A 20189-nucleotide genomic window follows, 5' to 3' on the forward strand; every position below is an offset into this window, starting at 1 on the left:
TACCCTTTTATGTTTTTTGATATTTGTTAAATTGATAAACCACTACAAGATATAAAGAAGTAGCCATAAGCCACTATATTTGTAGTGGCTTACAGCCTAATTTACGAAAGTTACGATATGAAAGAGAGTTAAGAAGCTTTACTCATTTTTGATTTTTGCTCATCAATAGCTTTTAGATGTTCTAAAAACTGTTTTTTTGATGAATAATAAAATGTTACAGGCTCACTATTCTCATCCTCTTTGACATTTAAAACCCATTTTTCAACAGATTCATATTGACCTGTTTTTGGGTTAAAATCCTTGATTTTTCTATAAACAAAATTTGCTTGCATACCTTTATCCTTGTATTGATTTTTGAAAAAAAGACAGAAAACAAAGGCATTGTGAGCCAAATATTTTCTGGCTCACCAGCTACTTACCAACTTAGAGGAAACTCTACAGTTGTATTAAAATTCGTATTGTCATAAGAGATATATGTGTACAGCGTAGGTAGAATTGATTTAAACACCTTTACTTGAGTATTTACAGTTTTACTGTATTTCCAAGCAAAATAATCACTCAAATCAAATTTATCAAAAAGGTGAAATCCCTCTTTCTTTGACTTTGTAACCCAGTCTAAAACCACCACCTTTTTTGCTACAGATTTGAGTTGTTCTTGAAGATTCTCGTTAAACTCAAAACCTGCTTTATCATAATCACCTGCGATGATTACTTTCATATCTCTAAATAGTTCAAGATACTCATATTTTAAAGATACACTAGCACCGGCACCACCAATACAAATAGCTCTAATACCATTTGCATATGCCACTAATGCATCTTTTTCGCCCTCAGTTATCAAAACATATTCATCTTTGTTTTTTCTATACTCAAGCATTTGAGCAATTGCAAAAGGGGGACGATGTCTCTCTTTTGAGTACAAAACTTTCTTATGTATGATAGCCTTGCCATCTTTATTAATATAGACTTCACCATACTTTTTATACTTCCAAAAAGTGATAATCTCGCCATATAGATTTCTAACAGGCATAATCAATCTTTTTGATTTTTCTACAAATTTAATCTCAAATTTTGAAGCTATCTTTTTTACAGACTCAAAGTCACATACAGGTAATTGCTTACCATCAACTTCACCTGTAAAAAGATTTTTTAACTCATTAAAGTACTCATCTCCACTGTTTGTAAAAGCATCTAAATAGCTTTGTGGGATAGGTTGCTTCTCATCTGCACTTAAACTACCACTTTTAGTTGCAGTTTCTTTAAAAACTAAAGTATCACTTTGTCCTATTGCTTCAATAACAAACTCTTTAGCCTCATTGAAGCCACAATCTTTGATATACATTACAAATGCTATGGCATCACCGCCATCAAATGCTCCAGTCCAACACTTGAACATTCCATTTTTTTTATAAATGGAAAAATCTTCCGTATCTTTAGAGTGAACATGAAATTTGAAATTTCTATTAACTTCAAATCCAAGCATTGTTGCCACAGCAGCAGATTCTTCTGCGGTTGTAGTCATGATAAACTCCTTAGTGTTTTTGTTCTAGTTTGTCTAAAACATTTTCCATATAACTATTTTTTGATTTCGCATCCTCAATAGATTTTGAAATCACCTCAATTCCAGAAATTAGTATTGTGCAAAACATTGCAACTACTACTAAAATTTTCATCTTTCATCCTTTGTGTTTGATTTTTTTGTATAATTTGAATAAGTCTGACGACTAGTGAATATTTAAGGAGCTAAAAGCTCCTTAGAAGATTTTTGCTATTTCTTTTGTGCTATAAACTCTTGTAACTTGATGTCAATAACCTCTGTATTTGCAAGTAACAATTGAATCTGATCCACATCATTTGATGTAATCTTCAACCCTTGTTTTACAAACTCCCCTGCTTCATCTCTTGTTAAACCTTGAGATTCCAAATAAGCTAAAAGCTTTTGAGGAAGAGATTTTGATTTTTCATCATTTTTTGGTGTTACATTCGTTTGTGATTGTTGATTTGATGATTCATCAATAACTGTTACATCAATTGTTTTTTCATCTGTATTTGAAGCTTTAGGAGTATCACTTACAGCCGCATTTGCTTTTGCAAGTAAACCACCTGGAGTTGCTTTGGCTTTTTCTTTTGAGGGTGCCGGAGTAATTACAAGGGTATCTGAAGACTCAATATCAATAACTTCATCAACAGTTTTAAACCCATGTAATACTTCAGGAGCATGTACTCTTGCAAAAAAAGTAGCTGCTCTATACATTAACATCTGCTCAGGCATTGTTTGCCATTTAGAGCCATTCTTTTGATACCAACCCTCTTTAACAGCCATAACCATATCAATAGTTGCACCCTTGATAAGTTTGCCACTACGATTAGTTGCATACGCATAACAACTTCTATTTTGAACTTTGAGTTTTTTCTTAACTCTTTGACCTTTTACATCTCCCCAGTCTTCATACTCAACCTCTATCTCTCCTAAGTCCTTCATCTCAAAATCAACACCATCAGGAAATTTATTTGACGAGTTAAGTTTTGCGATTACATAAGTAGAGGACCAAGAAGGCTTTCCTTGAATAATGTCAAGGTTTTGCATAACAGTTAGAACTCTTTGCGGATCATTAGGATCATTTGCAATATCTAGTGCTATTAAAAATGCACCAGGTTCTCCTTGATATGCTTTAGGTAGTAAAGTATTTGGAGTAGATTTTGTACCGACAAATTGATTAGCCATATCCCAGGTTCTATTGAAAGAATCAGGATTGAAAATTGTTAAAGTTTGAATATTTTGTGCCATGATATTTTCCTTCACCACTTACAGATTTCCCAAAATCTGTTTTGCACTAAGTAACACTTTTAAGTGGATTTGATTGTTTTAAAATGAGAGGGATTGTGTTGATTTATAAGCTTTACAGCTTCAAAAGAAGAGAAAATATCCACCCAATATAGGGAAATATTTATCTCCCCTATTTGGAGTGTAAGGCAACAATAAGATTAAAATCGATAAAATTTCAGTAATTGCCTACCTCAAAGACAGAAACGACTCTGTTATAGTCTTGTGAGGGGGATCTTACTTACTTTAAAAATCCAAAAATTCTTTTAATTCACTACCTCTGAAACTTTCAGGATTAAATCCAAATAGTACAGAAGCAGGAACACCATTATTCCAATACTCTAAAACCTCTTTGATATGAAGTAAAATTGCATCAACTTTTACTTTTAAGTCATCCAGTTCAAACTCAAATACCCTTAATTTTGGTTCTTTGGTTTTTACTAACAGCTCTATTCTTGCTTTGTGTATCTCTACACCAGTTTCTATTTGATAAAGCATTGCATAAATCGCTAATTGAAAGCCATACTTTGTCTTAGCAGCAATACAATCGTTTAAGTACTGTTGATGAGCAACTTCATCTTCTAAAGGTTTGATTTTTTCATTAAATAAAGAGAGTTGAAGTTCTAATTCATTTTCAAGTTTTTGAACCTCTTTTTCAATCTCAACCTTTCTCTCATCAGATGTTTTTTTGAGTCTTTTTTCTGAATTGAGTGATTTAAACTGCTCCTTGATATTTTTTTCAAAAAGAGTTTTTTGAAATTTTAGCTCTACTAATTCAGTAGGTTCTTCAACTTTTGTGCCATAGACATTGGAAGCTGATGTTTTAATATCTACAACGATATGTTCGCCATATTCATCAACTTCAATTCTATCAAGCGTGCCTTTTACCTCTAACCACTCATCAAGTTCAATACCACAAGGCATCTCTGAATATAGAGGGTTTTGAAGTAGTGCATGTTCGAAATATTGTACAAATAATCTTTTGGCTTCACAGTATATGGAGTATCGCTCATTTGCTTTACACATATATCTAATAGCTCTAGCAGACACAAGCATACACTCTTTAAATGTTGCAACCTTGCCTTGTATTTTGTTCTGATAAAAATGATCCGCTGCAATATGCAATGCTGTACCCGTGTGAGTACTATCGTTTCCATCAAAAAACAAGCCAAGAAGTTGTGCTGTTGCCCAAGCTAATCGATTCGCCAAAAAAGTTTGTACGCCAGAAGGTCTAATAATTACTTTTCGACCACGATTATTGTCAATCAAAGAGCATATTGAGTAATAAGCATTGCTTTTATCAATTAGCTCACCTAATTCATCTTTTGTCATATTACACTCCTTTAGAGTCCGCAATAATCAATGACTAAATCACTGCTTTGGACTGATTTAATAAGAAATCAACTAATGACTTCAAACAACCGACAAGGAGATATAAATAGATAAAAAGAGATATGGCTAGTAGCCGATAAATCTTGAAACTATAAAGTCTCTTTATCGGCTCTATGAAGCCATTAGTGATAAGAAGTAGGAAGTAGAATATGAATCAATGAGACCCGTTAAAACGGTATCTCATCTTCATCTATATTTACTTCAGGTATATCTTGATTTGAATTAGTTGCACTGTTATTATCAGTGTTTTTATCTAACCTCTCAAGCATTAGTTTTCCAAATTGTGATTTGCATCACACCAAAACCAATTTCAAGTGAACCTTCATAAAAATTTGTACCGCCATTTGTCTGTTTTAAGAACAAACCGCACAAGTCTTTTCTGAATTCAGGATTATTTTTGTCAATTTGCACCAATCTAAAAGTTGGAGAGTTAGGCTTAGCCATTTGTTGCTCTGTAGCCTTAACCATTTTGACATTTACTCTTTGTAAACCTAGAGTTAAATAACCCTCATTGCCTTTAAATAAGGCACCTGCACTTGATTTTTTAATTGTTTTGTCCATAATGAACCCCTTAAAATAAAATGTGAAATACTGATGTACTTCCATAAGGGGTTTTAAACGACAAATATCTCCACCAAGGAGAAATGTTTAAAAAACTCCTTGTGGAAATACATACAACTATCAATACTTTTTAAAAAGTATGTTACGAGTCAAAAAATGCCGAAAATCGGCAAACATGTCATAAAGACAGAGGTTTGGTTTTAATATGAGAGAAGTATATATTAAAAATTTTGATTTGTGATTTTTATAAATTGAAAAATATTCAACTCTAATCACAAATCACAATTTTTTTTATAAAATTCATTACTTACTTTAATACATAAGGAAAATAAACTAATGATGAAAGAAATTGATATTTCAACACGAGAGTGTTCTCATATTGTTGCAGATATTGCATTGCCAGAGGATATTTACAATACATTTAAAAAAGATATGCTTGTGAAATATTATAACAATGAAATATCTTTTGATTTAGTCGAGTTTAAAAACTCAAAATATTCCAATATTCAACTCCCAAATAGGGAAAAAATCATTGTAAATATGCAAGTAGATGATGAGGATTTTGAGTGTTTACTTGATGTGTGCTCTAACAATGGAATAGGCATTGATGAATTAAAAAATGCTACATTTTTTGAGTTTTCGATACTTGATGAGTATGACTACACAATATTAACAAATCCTAATTCTCAAATAATAGCATCTTAACAGGATGCTATTTCACCATAACCGAAGCATTTATTATGCTTTTGCTGATAAGATTATATTTAAAAGTTCTTGTTCTTTTTTTGGATCACCATCTTTAAAAAATGTAACTCTATCTACAAATCGAACCAACTCTTTTGAGAGATATTGAACTAGTTTTTTAATCTCTTCATATACTCTTTCTTTATTCTCTTTGATATCCGCTATGCTAAATTCATCATAATCGCTATCTGTTAAAAATAATCTAACAGTATCTCCATCTTCCATTATTGTAAGTGGTTCTTTTCTATCTTTAGTTCTATAGATCACCAAAGCCCAAAAGCCCATTATCAAAAATGCGATCGTACTACCAATTATTGTTCCTATTTCCATGGTTTATTCTCCATTTTTAGTATAAATATATTTTATCAAAACTTAATTCAACTTATGATCAAATTCAGGTACTATCTCTTTTAGTTTTTCTATTTTATTATCACAAGATAAAAGCTCTTTTATATCTTGGTTTAGTTTCTCTATATCGTACTGCGTTTTCCCAGCAACTGTAATCGACTCATACTCTGTTTTCATATCGCTGTCATTGATAAGTAGCTCTTCATAGAGTTTCTCTCCAGGTCGAAGCCCACTAAACTCTATTTGTATTTCACTTCTTCCACTAAGCTCTATCATCTTTTTAGCTAAATCTACTATCTTAATAGGTTCACCCATATCAAGGATAAATATCTCTCCACCTTTTCCTATACTTCCTGCTTGAAGAACCAGTTCACAAGCCTCAGGTATAAGCATAAAATATCTTGTGATATCAGGATGAGTTACAGTTATAGGACCACCTGCTTCTATTTGAGATTTAAATTTTGGTATTACACTTCCACTACTTCCCAAAACATTTCCAAATCTCACAGCTACTATCTCTGTATTTTTTTCAGTATTAATATTCTGTGCATAAAGTTCACATATTCTTTTTGTCGTACCCATAACATTTGTTGGTCTTACAGCTTTATCTGTAGAAATTAGCACAAATTTTTTAACATCATATTTGATAGCACAATCAATTGTATTTTTAGTCCCTTCAATATTATTTATAATTGCTTCACCGATATTATCCTCTACAAGAGGTACATGCTTATAAGCAGCTGCATGGATAACGATATCAGGCTTATATTTTTCAAATGTCTTATCTAGTAATTCAAGGTTTGAAACTGACTGCATCACAAGATGGGGTTTAAACTCAAACAGTTCTTCTGCTATTTGATAGAGATTAAACTCACTATGATCAAGCAGAATCAACTCACTTGCTCCAAAACTAGCACACTGACGACTTATTTCACTTCCTATACTTCCACCAGCCCCTGTAATCAGAACTTTTTTATTTCCTATAAACTTTTTGATAGTTTTTTTATCAAGGTCTTTTGGATGTCGTGCCAATAAATCTTCCACGCTGATATCTTTTAGCTGTGCAGAGAAGTTTTTATCTCGCAAAATCTCCTCTATAGTTGGAAGTATTTTGATTTGTTTGAAATATGGACTTAAATTTTCATGTATTTCTTTAGCTCTATTTTTATTTGCACTTGGTATTGCTATGACCAATAAGTCTAACTTATCCTCACCTATAAGTTCTTTAAGCTTTGATTTTGATATAACTTTGATACCATCGATACTTCTTCCTTGGCTTATAGGATCATCATCTACAAAATATTTTACCTTGTACTCAGTATTTCTAAACTCGTCTTCAAGTTTCATACCCGCTTTCCCAGCTCCATAAATTACAAGAGATTTTGTTTTTGTTATACCACTTTTATTGATATAGTAGTGGTATGAATACATCACAAAACTAATACAAACTAAATAAGTCAAGGCTTCATTTAACATAAATGCGATTCTAACCTCACCATAAAATATAGGGATATAAAGTATTAAAGGAATAGCTACTACGATACTTTTTATCAAAAATGTTTTTTGAGTAGATTTACTCCAAGAGAGGGAATAGTCTTTAAATAGTAAAAATGAAGCTACTATTCTAAACCCAATAATAGTAACCAAAACATTCCAAGCCATATCAAGATGAAATATAAAAGAAGTCCACCAAAAAGTAATAATAGAGAAAAAAATAATCACAATCAAATTTAGTATCTTTTTATTAATTCTCATAAAAAAACCTCCCATATAATTAATTTTATTTTGGACTTATTACTCAAATTCTCTGAACCATATTTCAAGGTTTACGATAGCTCTTAACTCTCTTGTATAATCTTTTTCATTATCGATATGCTTTTGTAAAATATTTTCTAAATATTTACTATTAAATATACCTCTATTTTTTAACGAATCACTTTTTATAATGTCTTCAACATAATGTTTCAAATGAGTTTTAAACCATTCTCCCACAGGAACTGTAAACATTTGCTTATCTCTATATACTATATCTTTTGGCAAATACTTTAATGCAAATTTCTTCAAAATATATTTTGTTTCATCATCTCTTAATTTAAAACTGCCTTGTAAGCTTTGCATATATTCAAACAATCTATAATCAAGCATAGGACTTCGTGTTTCTAAAGAGTTAGCCATGGCCATCTTGTCAGGTTTAACTAAGTTATTTCCAGGTAGTAACTGCCTTGTATCAAAATGTAAAATTTTATTTACATTATCTTTTGAATCTACCTCACTAATCACTTCATTAAATATGTTTTTAGGAACACTATAGTCAATATCTTTACGAAAATTCTCTGTGTATAATTTATCAAAGTCATCATCATCTTTAATTAAAGAAATAGAATCAAAGTAATCATCCAAGCTATTATTAAATACACTAAAATATTTTGTATAACCAGCAAATGCTTCATCACCTCCATCGCCTGTAAAAACAAGTTTATAATCTTGTGCTGCAAATTTTGAAATTATATAAGTTGGAATAAACGAAATGTCTCCATGTGGTTGATCATTATGCCATGTTGTAGTATTCCATAAATCTATAATATCACTTTCTAAAATATGCACTTTATTATTTAATCCACAATATTGGGCAACTTTTTTTGCCCAATCTGATTCATCAAATCTTTTTTCTTTAAATCCAATAGAATAAGTATCAAGAGATACATCAAATTTTTTCTTAGTCATCGCACAAACTAAACTAGAATCCAACCCTCCACTCAGAAATGCCCCTATCCCAACATCACTTCTAAGCCTAATTTTTATAGCATCGGTCAATATTTCATCAATTTTCTCAAATACTTCGTCTTCTGAAATGTTTTTTATTTCTGGTAAATTTTTTATTTCCCAATATTTAGTTTTTTCTATCTGTAAAGAATTGCAGTCAATTTCATAATAATGTGCTGGCTCCACATGTTTTACAAATTTATAAATTGTATTTGGGATTGGTATATAATTAAATTTTAAATAGTTGTGAATTGACTGATTATTTATTTCTTTATCAAAATTTTCATAAGTTAAGAAACTCTTTATCTCTGAAGAAAAATGTAGTTCTTGATCTTTTTCATACAAATATAAAGGCTTAACACCGAGTCTATCTCTTGCCAAAATTAATTTATTTTTTACTTTATCAAAAATAGCAATGGCAAACATTCCATTGAATTTTTCAAAACATTTTCTTCCAAAGACTTCATAAGCTCTTAATATAACTTCTGTATCACTATTTGTATCAAATCGAATACCTAATTTTTTTAATTCATTTTGTACTTCTAGATAATTATAAATTTCACCATTTTGAATTACATAAATATTTTTATCGTCGCTCACAAAAGGCTGATGACCATGAGCAACATCAATGATACTCAATCTTGTATTTATTAAACATACTCCATTTTCATTAAAAACACCAAATTCATCAGGACCACGATGCTTGATACTTTCTATAGTATCGTTTATATATCTATCTTGATTTAAATTATTTTTATTTATAAAGCCTGCAATTCCGCACATATTAATAACTTCCTTTTTTCAATACTTTTAAAGTCCACAATACTATTTTTATATCGAGACAAAAGTTCACTTTTCTATTATAAAAGAGATCATATTTTTTTCTACTACTATTAGTTGTTCCATGTCTATTTCTACACTGTGCTAAACCAGTTATACCAGGCAGTACTTGATGTCTTTTTATCCACTCTATTTCAGTATAATTCTTTTTTTGATCTGGTACATCGGGCCTTGGACCAATAAAACTCATATTTCCAAAAATTACATTTATAACTTGTGGCAATTCATCTAAACTTGTTTTTCGTAGCACTTGCCCTATTTTTGTAATTCGGCTATCATTTTTGACTGTGCTATATCCGCCTAATTGATCTGCATTTGATACCATAGTTCTAAATTTAAAAATTTTAAATTCTCTACAGTTAAGTCCCACTCTAATTTGTCGATAAAAGACACTTCCTTTTGAGTCAAATTTTATTAGAATTGCTATAATAATAAATGGTATTACTAATATTAATAGTAGAAGTAAAGCACCTACAGCATCAATAACTCTTTTAATTATATTTTTGTACATTTACTTTTTTTCCCTTATTAATGCAGCTACATCTTTAGCAAGTTTTTTCAATATAAGTTTATTTTTTAATAAATCATTCTCACTCATAGCTCTCGCTTCTTTTGCACAATTTTGTAGCTTTACTATCTCTTTTTTAATTATTTCTTTATCAACTTCTAAATCTCTTTTAAATGTTCTTGATAGTATGACCATTGAAGAACCTAATCTAATATGCTCGTTAATTATAATTCTTCCCATAAGCATTCCTTCATCCATTCGAGCAACCCCACCAATTCCAAAAGGAATATTCTTGAATTTTATTTTATTGGCTATATACTCAACGATTCCATCTCCCATTAATTCAAACATAAAGTCTAATTCTAAAGCTAAATGTAAATCATTAAGACCAATGTGTATTTCATCAATACCATCTATTTCAAGTATATCATCAAGCCTTGCTAAAGCTTCAGAGGTTTCAAGGAGCAAACAAGTTCTTGCTCTATTATCCACATAATCTATAAAAAGTCTTACCTCTTCAGGTGTTTTAAACATAGGTAGCATTATTATATCTGCACCATTTTCAATAGCATGATAAATTTCAGTGGCACTATTATTGTGAATTGGATTTATCCTAACCAGAACTTTACTATTTTTTAATACTTGTTTTGCTTTTTTTATATCTTCTGTACTATGAGTACTAATAACAGTATCAAGATGTCCTTGCCTCTCTTTTTTACCTAGAATTTCTAAGTCAATAAATATTCTATCAACGCCAGAAATATCATACACTTTGATATTATCAATATTATTATCTAAAATCATTGTTGTCATAAATACACTACCTTTTATAATTTAAATTTGTCAAAAGCTTTACCAGAATTTTTTTTATAAGCATATATTATCAATAAACCTATCACTGAAATTAGCATTAAAAACGAAGTACTATATGCTATATACTTTATTTCATACTGGTTATGTACTATAAGTGTATTTAAAATTAATTTTATTGATAGCATAAACAAAGAATAGTATATCAATTTGTAATACCACCTGTTTGCTAGAAATAGATTCAATAAAATACTATTTGTTCCCGCTAAAAGCATAGCCCCTAAATAGGCTTCTAAAGTTTGAGAAATGAGTAAAATATTTTCACTCTTTACACCAACAATTCCATAAAACAACTCTACTATTTTTATATTAAAAATAAATAGTAATGAAATAAATAATAATGAAACAAATATATTTAATATGATCGATTTTTTTAAAGTCTTACTGACTTCTTCATAATTTTTTTCTTGTACAAGTTTTGTTAAATTTGGGAACATTGCTACAGCATAAGTAGTCAAAAATACAGAAACAGGTAAAAGATATATTTTTTCTGCATAAGATAGTATTGCTACTGAGCCATCTGCTAATTTTGAAGCAAATAGTTTATCAATCATAGGTAAAATAAATATTATACCATTTGAAAAAATCATAAAAATAACAATTCTATATTTTAATATATTATTTTGACTTACTTTGAAAAAGGATTTAACATCTATTTTTGTATATTTTAAATCATTTATTATCCATAACATTCTAACAATACTTGCTAATATAACTCCTATAGCAAAAATATAGCTATAAAATCCTAATAATAAAAAACAAATTATAACAGTATTAAAAATCAAAGTATTTAATGACTGTGCTTTAAATCTTTGTTCATACTGAAGATAAGAAGAGGAAAGAAATGTAATAATATTTGGAAATATTGATAATAATGATAATCCCATAAGACCAAAAAGATAAAAATCATACATAAAAAAGATGACAGAAATAACGACTAAATATAATGCTACACAAATAATAAATAGTTTTTTCACAAACTCACTTATTATCATTTCTATTTGTTCGCTTTTACTCAGTAAAGGAATCAAAATACCAGATATAACACCAGCTGATAATAAATTATTTAATAAATCAGGAATTGTTAGCATTAAAATAATATTATCTGCTTCAATACTCACTTCAAATTTATATGCAATTATAAGCTCTCTTATATATCCACTAAATCTTCCCAGTAAGATTCCAAAACTAAGTACTAGACTATTAATTAATATTTTTTTTGACAATATCCTGCCTTTTTATTCTTTTTTTATTGAAAAACATATACATAAATAATAAATATGCGGACATACCAGATACCAATGAAGACAATCCAAATAAACCAACTGAAATTGAGGCAAGTATCATAGAAAAAGGAAGTATAAGAATTTTATAACTCTTTATGTACAAAAAAACAATTGGTCCCAATAAGGCAACTAAAACAAAAAAAGGAATTATTATACTTATATATTTTATTAAATATTTACCAATTCCATGCGAAAGCATATTTATAATACTACCATCATAATATGTTAAATTTTTATCGATAAATATTTCAATTATTGGATGTATTAATATCAATAGTAACAAAAATGCTAAAAAAGCCCACATTACTTTCTTATTTAAATAAGGTAATTTAACTAAGAAATGCAACCCATAAAAAAAAGCTACTGATAATAAAAATACCATAAATGTGCCCGAACTAACTGATACAAACCACATAGCAAGTATATATAAAAATAGTTTTTTAAAAATATTCATTTTTATTAATGTATAAAAATTTAAATATAATAAATATAATAATAGTGTATTTCCAAATATAGAAAACATTATTCGTCCATTCATAAAGAAACTTATGTTTATAAGAAAGATTAAAATTAAAAAAGCTTTCTTTCGACTGACATAATCCTTTATGATAAACAAAATCATATAGTAGGTGAAAAACAATATAGACAATGCTACTATTGAAAAAACAATTTTTACATCTAAAAATAAAAACTCTGCCAATAAATAAATAGGGAAAATTAAAAATACTCTCAAAGTATGTGGGTGTTCTGTAACTACCAATGTAGCCAATGTTGTTATATTAGATTCAATGTCATTTTCAATAAGCAAATCAGTTATTTGAGACCAGATTGAAAATTCTTTAATTCCAAATATTATAAACAAAAAATATATAGCAAAGGATAATAATTCTAAATATTTAATTTTACTCAGCTTTCGCACATAAAACCCAACTCTTTTTGAGTATAAGCGTTGAGTACAGCGAGAATAGTCAGTAAATCTTTATTATCCTTGACAACATTTTCAATTTCAGAGATTTTTGTCAGTATTTGAATGAAGAGTTGCATTGATATTGCAAGAGTTTCAAGCTCACACTCTAAGTCTCTAAATAATTCTCCTAGAGTTTGTGGCTCATGTTTTATGCGATTGATATAGCTTACAATGTTGTAGGCAAACATTGAGAGAGTTATTTTTGCAATTAGTGATTCATAGATACGATTCTCTTCTTTGCCAAACCCAAACAGGTTTCGCAAATCTTTGTAACCTTGCTCAATATTCCATCTCTTTTTATAAGTTGCTAGAATCTCTTTGCCTATAATGATAATATCAGTTGAGATAAAAACCAACAAGTCTTTACCTGTGTGCAAAAATACGAGCTTGACTTTGCCTAGAACAGCATGTTCTACAATTGCATCGAAATATTTATAAGATATTTTTCCATGTTTGCCACTCTGTTTATGACGAGAGTTTTTCATACTATCATAGATTGCATTCATAGTTTTATGTTTGCCCTTAAAGTTCCAAATGAGTTTATTATTTGGAAGTCTTGCTATTACTGGCATGCCAAGCTCATTAGCTTGATGTATGAAGTCTGGTTTAGCGTACCAACTGTCTATAAGTAGGTAGTCTGCATCTACCCCTTGCTCTAACGCTCTCTCAAGCATCTCAATAGCTAAAATGTTTTTACCTTTGAGAGATTCAACTTTACGCTTATGAGAATTACTACGATGATGAACAGTTGAAGTGAATTCAGATATATCTTTTCGACGACTATCATTCATCTTGATGGAAAAATCAAGTTGAAATGTTGAATGTGAATCTGCATAATTTAGAGATACGATATTGAGCGCATTTATGCTTCTGTGCTCTTTATTGCTCCAAATATATTTACAGCTTCCTTCAATATGTTTACCACTTTTAGCTTCGACTGTGTCATCAATAATGAGCAAGCGATGTTCACCGTTTTTATGTAGAGGTTTTATTCTTTGCAAAAGCGCAGTAGTGCTTAGTATTAAAAACTTTCGCCAGTTGTAACGACTCTCTTTGATAAATCGGTAATAAGCGTCTTTGCCAAATGCACTATCGCTCTTTTTTATGAATGTAGACTGTCTTTTATTCATGATAAGCATATACACGAAGTGTAAGATTATTTGAAATGGTGGATAGCCGACATTTCGTTTAATGAAGTTGCTCTGCTTGAGTATTTTTGTGATTTTTATCTCTATTAGCACTTCAAGGATTGGATTCTTTAATATGCTTTTCATAGCAGTTTCTATATAATTTGCAAGTTCCATAAAATAGACCTTTATAATGATGTTAGTGGTAACATAATTATACTAAAAAGCGCCTATTTATGGGCTTTCGTAGATAAATTAAACATCAAAATCTATGTGCGAAAGTTGAGTAATTTTATACATAATTATCAATAAACTTATTGAAGTTTTTAAAAAAATTTAGTTTTAAAAAACTATTATCTTGATTTAAATTACTATCTAAAAATTTAATATCAACTATATTTTTAAATAATTCATCATAACTATTGCTATAGATAAAAGGTTTGTTTTGATACTCTTTTATTGGATAAACATTACAAAATTTTGGTTTAAAAGTAAAAACTAATTTATTTAAGCAAATAGCTTGTAATGCAACCGTAGAAAAAGGTGTTATTACTATATCACTTATAGACAATATACTATTTGTATCATACTTACCTTCAAGAAAATTCACATATGTATGTTTATTTAAATATATCTCATAGAATTCTTTTGATTCACTAGGATGAGCTTTAATGAATATATTATAAGAATCTTTTAATTCTTCAAATATGTTAAAAATAACATCATTTATATTTTTATACATTTCGTTTGGGGTTAAATTTTTATTATCAGTTAGATTTACAGGTACTTGTGAAAAATAAACTAAATTTTTCTTATTTTTACCTAGTTTAATTTTTATTTTATCTTTTTGAATTGAATTTACTTTTTCAATGCTTTTTTCAATCGCAGGTTGCCCCAAAGCAAAAACACTACCTTCTTCAAATCCCTTTTTTATAAGTTTATTTTTTACCATTTCATTCATTACTATTGTGTATGTAGCATTTTGTTCTATCAAATCATCTCCAAATAAATCTATGATTTGAATACTTTTTATATTCAGCTCTTTAGCTGCAAAAAGAGATGCTTTCTCAAATCGTGGAGAATTTGTAGTAATAAGCAAATCAATATTTTCGTAATCTAAAATTTTTTTAATAGTATTTATTGGTAAAAAACTTTGTCTTCCTATTTTTTTATATTCTGCATAGGCATTATCTTTTCCCAGCTTTGTTATTGATTCACTATAAGAAAGTCCAAGATAAGATAAAACTTCTAATTTTGACAAGCCGATAGATTCATTATAGTTCTCTTCAAATATTTTTAAAGCATTTTGAAAAATAGTATCAATATTTTCATCAAATAAAAAAAGATAGTCAGAAACAGACTTTAAAATATTTTTATCATACTTATTTTTTACTTTTAAATATGCTGTTGTTAATGCTAACAGTTTAACATTATAATTTTTACTTTTAAGAAGTTGATCAACGATTGGCTCTATTATGTTTATGTGTCCTGCACCATAGCAAACTAAAAAAATATTTTTCATATCAATCAATCCTCAAATCAATCAACACAATCTTCACACTATTTTCATACTCCGATGAAATATTTTCTTTTATCTTATCAAGCATTTTCTGCATATCTTTTTTTTCTCCAAAATAAAAAATTAAATAAATTCCATAACTCACATGTGTCGCAAAGTATTTATCTATAAGTTGTTCTTTTATGCCTGCGTATATCTCACTATTATCATCTCTTTTACACTCAATTTGTATCTCAAGGTTATTATTTTTTTTGTATTTTATATTTATGTCAGCTCTATTGTTTGCTTCTTGTTGTTCTCTTGACACTATGATATCTTGATACTTATCTTTTAATTTCCCAACAATCACATCTCTACATTCATTTTCTGTTTTTGCTTTTCGATTTACATAAAACAGTTCTCTTTCATTGTCTCTATTATCCTCTATTGCTATTTTAATATCTAAGAGTCTTAAGCAAAACTCTTCAAAAAAATCTTTGTAGTCTAAAATCTCACTTTTGTTTATAAACTCTACAAGAGATTGGACTTTGAGCCTATTAAAATTATTTGCTTCATTTTGAGACTTAGTACTAATTTCATTTAAAATATAGTCATGCCAAAAGCTCTCTGTATCTACTTTTTCTAATAACTTATTTAACTCTTCAATTTCTAAAATACCTAATGATTTTTGGTTTAAAAAGTTTGCTACTTCATCATAGCTAGTTTGAACTCCACTACTAAACTTTAACATTCTTTTATTTTTAAAAATTATCATCATATTGTATATTAGTTGTCTCTTATAGGAGCTATCTAACTTTTTAAAATTATGCTTGTAATCATCAAATCTAAATAGCTTTGAATACAAATTTACAAGCTCTTCCTGACTTAGCAATTCTTCTTTTTTTACTTTATAAATCAGATTTGCTTCTAGTACTCCATAGGTGTCAAAAATATATTCTAAATCATCATTACCAATCGTAAAATGTATATTTTCTACCAAGTTTTCTACTATGCTTTTTTTAGTATCTTGAGAGTTATAAAAATGTAATAAGTTTTTTAGTATCTTTATATCTTCCAAAGTTTCGATATAGCACCTTAACTTCTCATCCTCTAGCAATTTATCTATTGCTCTTCTTAATACTTCTAAAGCAAAGCTCTCTTCAGCATACTTTCTAAACTTTTCTGCATGATCTACATTTATGACATTTTCTCTTTCCACATCTAAAACATACAGATACTCTTTTAGATCTCTATCCAAAGCATCAAAATTTACTTTATCTTCATTGAGAGTAAGTGCTTCATAATAAATCATATCGATTTCACGGTGTTTGTTTATACTAGGCAAAAGTTTAGTTAAATTAGCTTCATCACGATAAAGATACTTTTCTAAAAGTTGTTTTAGTATACTTTCAAGTCTTTTTTTAGTTTCATCATCTATCAAGCCTTTTCCTTGGCTTAGAAAAAAGTATGCCCACTTCAAGTCATTAAACGAATTCAAAATATCATTATCAGTTTTAGATTCAAAATATGTTTTATGCTTTTCTCTTTTAATTCAGCTTCTTTTTTTTGCTGTCGTTGTTCCGACTCTATTTCCCACTTTGATTTTAAAGGGTTTTTAAATTGCTCTAAAACATTTTCAAAGCTATATCTCTTTGCTGTAGTTTCAAACTCACTATTTAGTTCTTTGTCTTTGTAGTACACCATAGCATTATAGAACAACTCTTTATTTATAGTTTCACTTTGCTTTTCACTCATATTTTTGAGAAATATTTCTGACTTAAGAGTAGGTTTTACCAATGAAAAAATATTGTCAAAATCATAAAAGTCTATACTGCTTACTTTAATTCTTTTTTTTACAAAGATAGTAAATAGCTCATTTGACAACTCTTCCAATAGCTTATGAGAAGTTTCTAACTTTTCTTTTGTCTCTTTTGTATATGCTTCAAACTCTAACTGCTCATAATTCTCATAGTAGCTATGAAAATGTACTAATATATCATATATATCTTTCGCAGAGTACTTCTCTTTGTAATTCAAACAAAGCTCCACAAAATAATCTTTTATAAAAAACTCTATACTATAAAATGGCTCTCTTTCTTCAAAACTAAGTATATTTTCATCACTTGTAAGCTCTTGTAGATTTTTATAAAGTTCATCTATTAGTTTATACTTATCCTCAAACTTTGTATCAAAAAGATAAAAGCACTGCCCCATCATATTGCTTTTATTATATTTTTTTAGTGCCTCTATAAGTTCTTCTATCGCTATATCTTTTGGATAAAGTTTTCTAATAAGTTTTTCTTTGAGGGTATTGTATTCATTATCTTCTATGATTCCATTTAGTACTTTTTTTAAAATCTCTTTTTTATCATCTTTATCAAAATGAACTATCAAATTTTCTTTAATATATGGATTTACTGCACTATCATTTATCTTGTCAGTTATAAACTCTTTTAATTTTGACGAAATATTTTGTGCATCTATGATAATGTGTGATATTAAAAGTAAATAATGATTACTCTGCTTTATTGAATTTTGAAATTCTTCTATTAAAAACTCATCTAACTCTTTTGCATAAAAACCTCTTAGCCTTGTATTTATATGTGCATTAAAAAAATAAGGCTCTTTTTTAGAGTACTCTTTGATACTTGTTAGTATCTCTTTTTTAAACTCGGCATTAAAAAAACTATTATCTGCATAGACTAACTGGTAAAAAGGATCAACAGATATATACTCCATATCCTGAGTAAGAACCCCAATCCAACTATAAACACCTCTGAGTTCAGAAACAATCTTGTCGTGCTTAGTTATAAAAAGAGTCTTAACTCTTCTTTTGAAAAGTTTATTATCTGTATTGAGTTTATACTCAACTATAAATCTCGCACACAGATACTCTGCTATAGTTCTATGTATAAAAATAGTATTTTGAGTATAAAGCTTTGACTTAACAACATCTTTTAAAATATCCAAATTAAATTTTTCATTAGCAACTTGAGCTAAAAATTCATCATCAAAAGTACTTACATCACTTAGCATATAAAAAAATGCCAAATAGCCATTGTATTTAAAGATATCCTCGTTATTAATAGTTATCCTGCTATGCTGAGAATTATGTTCTTGTCCAGCTATTTTTATAAAAGCTTCAAAAATATCTTTTTTGGTATTTAAAGTTTCTTCTGTTTTGTTGTATGTTTGTACAATCATTTTTAAAAGTTGTGGGTTTTGAAGTAAGCCTGTAAAAGCAAACTTTTCAACTACTTTACTAGAGTCTAAACTGCTATCAAAAAGACCTATCATTTTAGCTTGTAAAGTTTTATTAAGAGTGTTTATTCTATAAATCTCAAAATACTCATTAAGACTATTTTGAAGTACTCTATTGTCATTGTCACCGTACCAATCTAACTCTCTACAGCTTATAAGTTTTTTACAACTGTATTTTTTTAGTTTATGAGCCAACTCTGTAACAACAAAAGCTTTATCCTTTTCAAAACTTCTATACTCATCTAAACCATCAAGTAGTAATATGTTACTGCTTTCAGGGACTTCTACATCTAGTTTCAAAAATTCTTTTACAGACACTTTAAAAGCATTGCTATTTTCACTAGCATATTTATCAAGTAATGAGGTTTTACCACTTCCAGGTGAGCCAAGTAGCACAAGATTATTATATTTCTCTATAGTATCACTTAAAAACATCACTTCTTTTGAGATAGTGTTCTCTAGAGGTACATCAATGAATTTCATAGTGCAACACCGCCGATATGGCTATTGGCATTTGATTCAAATTTTTGATTATAGTATCTATAAAGCCATATATATTTTTCTAAAACTTGAGGTGAAGATTGATGTTTTTTTAAACCTACTTTTAAAATATCTTCAAACCTTTTATTACTTATAAAGTCTATAAAATAGATGTACTCTTCTTTTCCAGTTTTTGATGATGTACTATAGCTTTTTAGTAATCCAAACTCTTCTATGCCTTTCTCTGCAAAATAAAACTCATTGAGTTTAGCTATCTCACTTTTACTTGTAGCTATTATAGGGTATTTCACAAATTTACTCTCAAGATTATAAGCTTTTGATAATGCATTACTAATTAAATACTTCAAACCATCATCTTGCTCATTTTCTTCAATAGTACCTACAGCCATACCACCTCTTAAAAAATAATTCTTCTCAAGCACAAACTCTTCTTGTATTTTGGCAATATTTTGGAAAATTTTATTTAATGAATCTATCTCTTTATTTAACTCAAAAATCAAAACTATACCATCCGAGATAATTAATGTTTTAGTTGTTAATTCCATACTCTCAAATTTATTTCTAAAATATTTCAACAGATTTATTAGCTCTTTATAACTATCTTGTTTATCTAAAATATCACTAAACCCTAGGATATCAAGCCAAACATAGAGATACTGTTTTTTATTTGAGATATTAACCTGAAGAGATGAGTTCATA

At 28.8% G+C, this 20189-nt stretch carries 19 protein-coding genes; 1 reads left to right on the top strand and 18 read right to left on the bottom strand.

Going from position 1 to position 20189, the window contains the following annotated elements; all coding sequences use genetic code 11:
- Positions 1-128: 128 nt before the first annotated feature.
- The 6 genes from AC6H33_RS11350 to AC6H33_RS11375 all read right to left on the bottom strand — a co-directional run bounded on the left by AC6H33_RS11350 (position 129) and on the right by AC6H33_RS11375 (position 4777).
- Entirely contained in the window at positions 129-332 is a 204-nt protein-coding gene (locus tag AC6H33_RS11350; RefSeq protein ID WP_428016893.1) for a hypothetical protein, read from the bottom strand.
- 83 nt (positions 333-415) lie between these two features.
- Positions 416-1522 (bottom strand): CHC2 zinc finger domain-containing protein, encoded by a 1107-nt coding sequence (locus AC6H33_RS11355; RefSeq protein ID WP_497606100.1) that lies wholly within the window; start codon positions 1520-1522, stop codon positions 416-418.
- 10 nt (positions 1523-1532) lie between these two features.
- Positions 1533-1673, bottom strand: coding sequence for a hypothetical protein (locus AC6H33_RS11360; RefSeq protein ID WP_497606101.1), 141 nt, complete (start codon positions 1671-1673; stop codon positions 1533-1535).
- Between the two features lie 95 nt (positions 1674-1768).
- Positions 1769-2788, bottom strand: a complete 1020-nt coding sequence (locus AC6H33_RS11365; RefSeq protein ID WP_497606102.1) for a hypothetical protein — start codon at positions 2786-2788, stop codon at positions 1769-1771.
- 282 nt (positions 2789-3070) lie between these two features.
- Complete coding sequence (locus AC6H33_RS11370) at positions 3071-4156, bottom strand: PD-(D/E)XK nuclease family protein (RefSeq protein ID WP_497606103.1); 1086 nt, start codon at positions 4154-4156, stop codon at positions 3071-3073.
- 321 nt (positions 4157-4477) lie between these two features.
- Entirely contained in the window at positions 4478-4777 is a 300-nt protein-coding gene (locus AC6H33_RS11375; RefSeq protein WP_497606104.1) for a hypothetical protein, read from the bottom strand.
- Positions 4778-5113: 336 nt separating this feature from the next.
- Here AC6H33_RS11375 and AC6H33_RS11380 point away from each other — a divergent pair, with 336 nt between their 5' ends.
- A complete protein-coding gene (locus AC6H33_RS11380) occupies positions 5114-5482 on the top strand; it encodes a hypothetical protein (RefSeq protein WP_497606105.1) in 369 nt (122 codons plus the stop codon).
- A gap of 33 nt (positions 5483-5515) precedes the next feature.
- Here the strand turns inward: AC6H33_RS11380 and AC6H33_RS11385 are convergent, their stop codons facing one another.
- From AC6H33_RS11385 to AC6H33_RS11440, 12 genes are all read right to left on the bottom strand, one after another.
- Positions 5516-5851 carry a hypothetical protein gene (locus AC6H33_RS11385; RefSeq protein WP_497606106.1) on the bottom strand — a complete coding sequence of 112 codons (336 nt, stop codon included), beginning with the start codon at positions 5849-5851 and terminating at the stop codon, positions 5516-5518.
- Positions 5852-5893: 42 nt separating this feature from the next.
- Positions 5894-7624, bottom strand: coding sequence for a polysaccharide biosynthesis protein (locus AC6H33_RS11390; RefSeq protein ID WP_497606107.1), 1731 nt, complete (start codon positions 7622-7624; stop codon positions 5894-5896).
- Positions 7625-7663: 39 nt separating this feature from the next.
- Positions 7664-9415 carry an asparagine synthase (glutamine-hydrolyzing) gene (gene asnB, locus AC6H33_RS11395; protein WP_497606108.1) on the bottom strand — a complete coding sequence of 584 codons (1752 nt, stop codon included), beginning with the start codon at positions 9413-9415 and terminating at the stop codon, positions 7664-7666.
- Between the two features lies 1 nt (position 9416).
- Positions 9417-9983 (bottom strand): sugar transferase, encoded by a 567-nt coding sequence (locus tag AC6H33_RS11400; protein ID WP_497606109.1) that lies wholly within the window; start codon positions 9981-9983, stop codon positions 9417-9419.
- Positions 9984-10793 (bottom strand): aldolase/citrate lyase family protein, encoded by an 810-nt coding sequence (locus tag AC6H33_RS11405; RefSeq protein WP_497606110.1) that lies wholly within the window; start codon positions 10791-10793, stop codon positions 9984-9986. It lies immediately after the preceding gene.
- A gap of 14 nt (positions 10794-10807) precedes the next feature.
- Positions 10808-12076, bottom strand: a complete 1269-nt coding sequence (gene murJ, locus AC6H33_RS11410) for a murein biosynthesis integral membrane protein MurJ (protein ID WP_497606111.1) — start codon at positions 12074-12076, stop codon at positions 10808-10810.
- Positions 12054-13055, bottom strand: a complete 1002-nt coding sequence (locus AC6H33_RS11415) for a hypothetical protein (protein WP_497606112.1) — start codon at positions 13053-13055, stop codon at positions 12054-12056. The genes murJ and AC6H33_RS11415 overlap by 23 nt, the downstream gene beginning before the upstream one ends.
- On the bottom strand, positions 13043-14407 hold the full coding sequence (locus AC6H33_RS11420; RefSeq protein ID WP_497603908.1) for an IS4 family transposase: 1365 nt from the start codon (positions 14405-14407) through the stop codon (positions 13043-13045). Before AC6H33_RS11420 ends, AC6H33_RS11415 begins: the two co-directional genes overlap by 13 nt.
- 115 nt (positions 14408-14522) lie before the next feature.
- The gene (locus AC6H33_RS11425) at positions 14523-15752 is read right to left on the bottom strand and encodes a CDP-glycerol glycerophosphotransferase family protein (RefSeq protein ID WP_497606113.1); all 1230 of its coding nucleotides are present in this window, start codon (positions 15750-15752) and stop codon (positions 14523-14525) included.
- A gap of 1 nt (position 15753) precedes the next feature.
- Entirely contained in the window at positions 15754-17169 is a 1416-nt protein-coding gene (locus AC6H33_RS11430; RefSeq protein WP_497606012.1) for a DUF8371 domain-containing protein, read from the bottom strand.
- A 53-nt stretch (positions 17170-17222) separates the two neighbouring features.
- The gene (locus AC6H33_RS11435) at positions 17223-19472 is read right to left on the bottom strand and encodes an NACHT domain-containing protein (protein WP_497606013.1); all 2250 of its coding nucleotides are present in this window, start codon (positions 19470-19472) and stop codon (positions 17223-17225) included.
- On the bottom strand, positions 19469-20188 hold the full coding sequence (locus tag AC6H33_RS11440; protein ID WP_497606014.1) for a hypothetical protein: 720 nt from the start codon (positions 20186-20188) through the stop codon (positions 19469-19471). The genes AC6H33_RS11435 and AC6H33_RS11440 overlap by 4 nt, the downstream gene beginning before the upstream one ends.
- Position 20189 lies beyond the last annotated feature (1 nt).

The sequence above is a fragment of the Sulfurimonas limnophila genome (genome assembly GCF_059705345.1).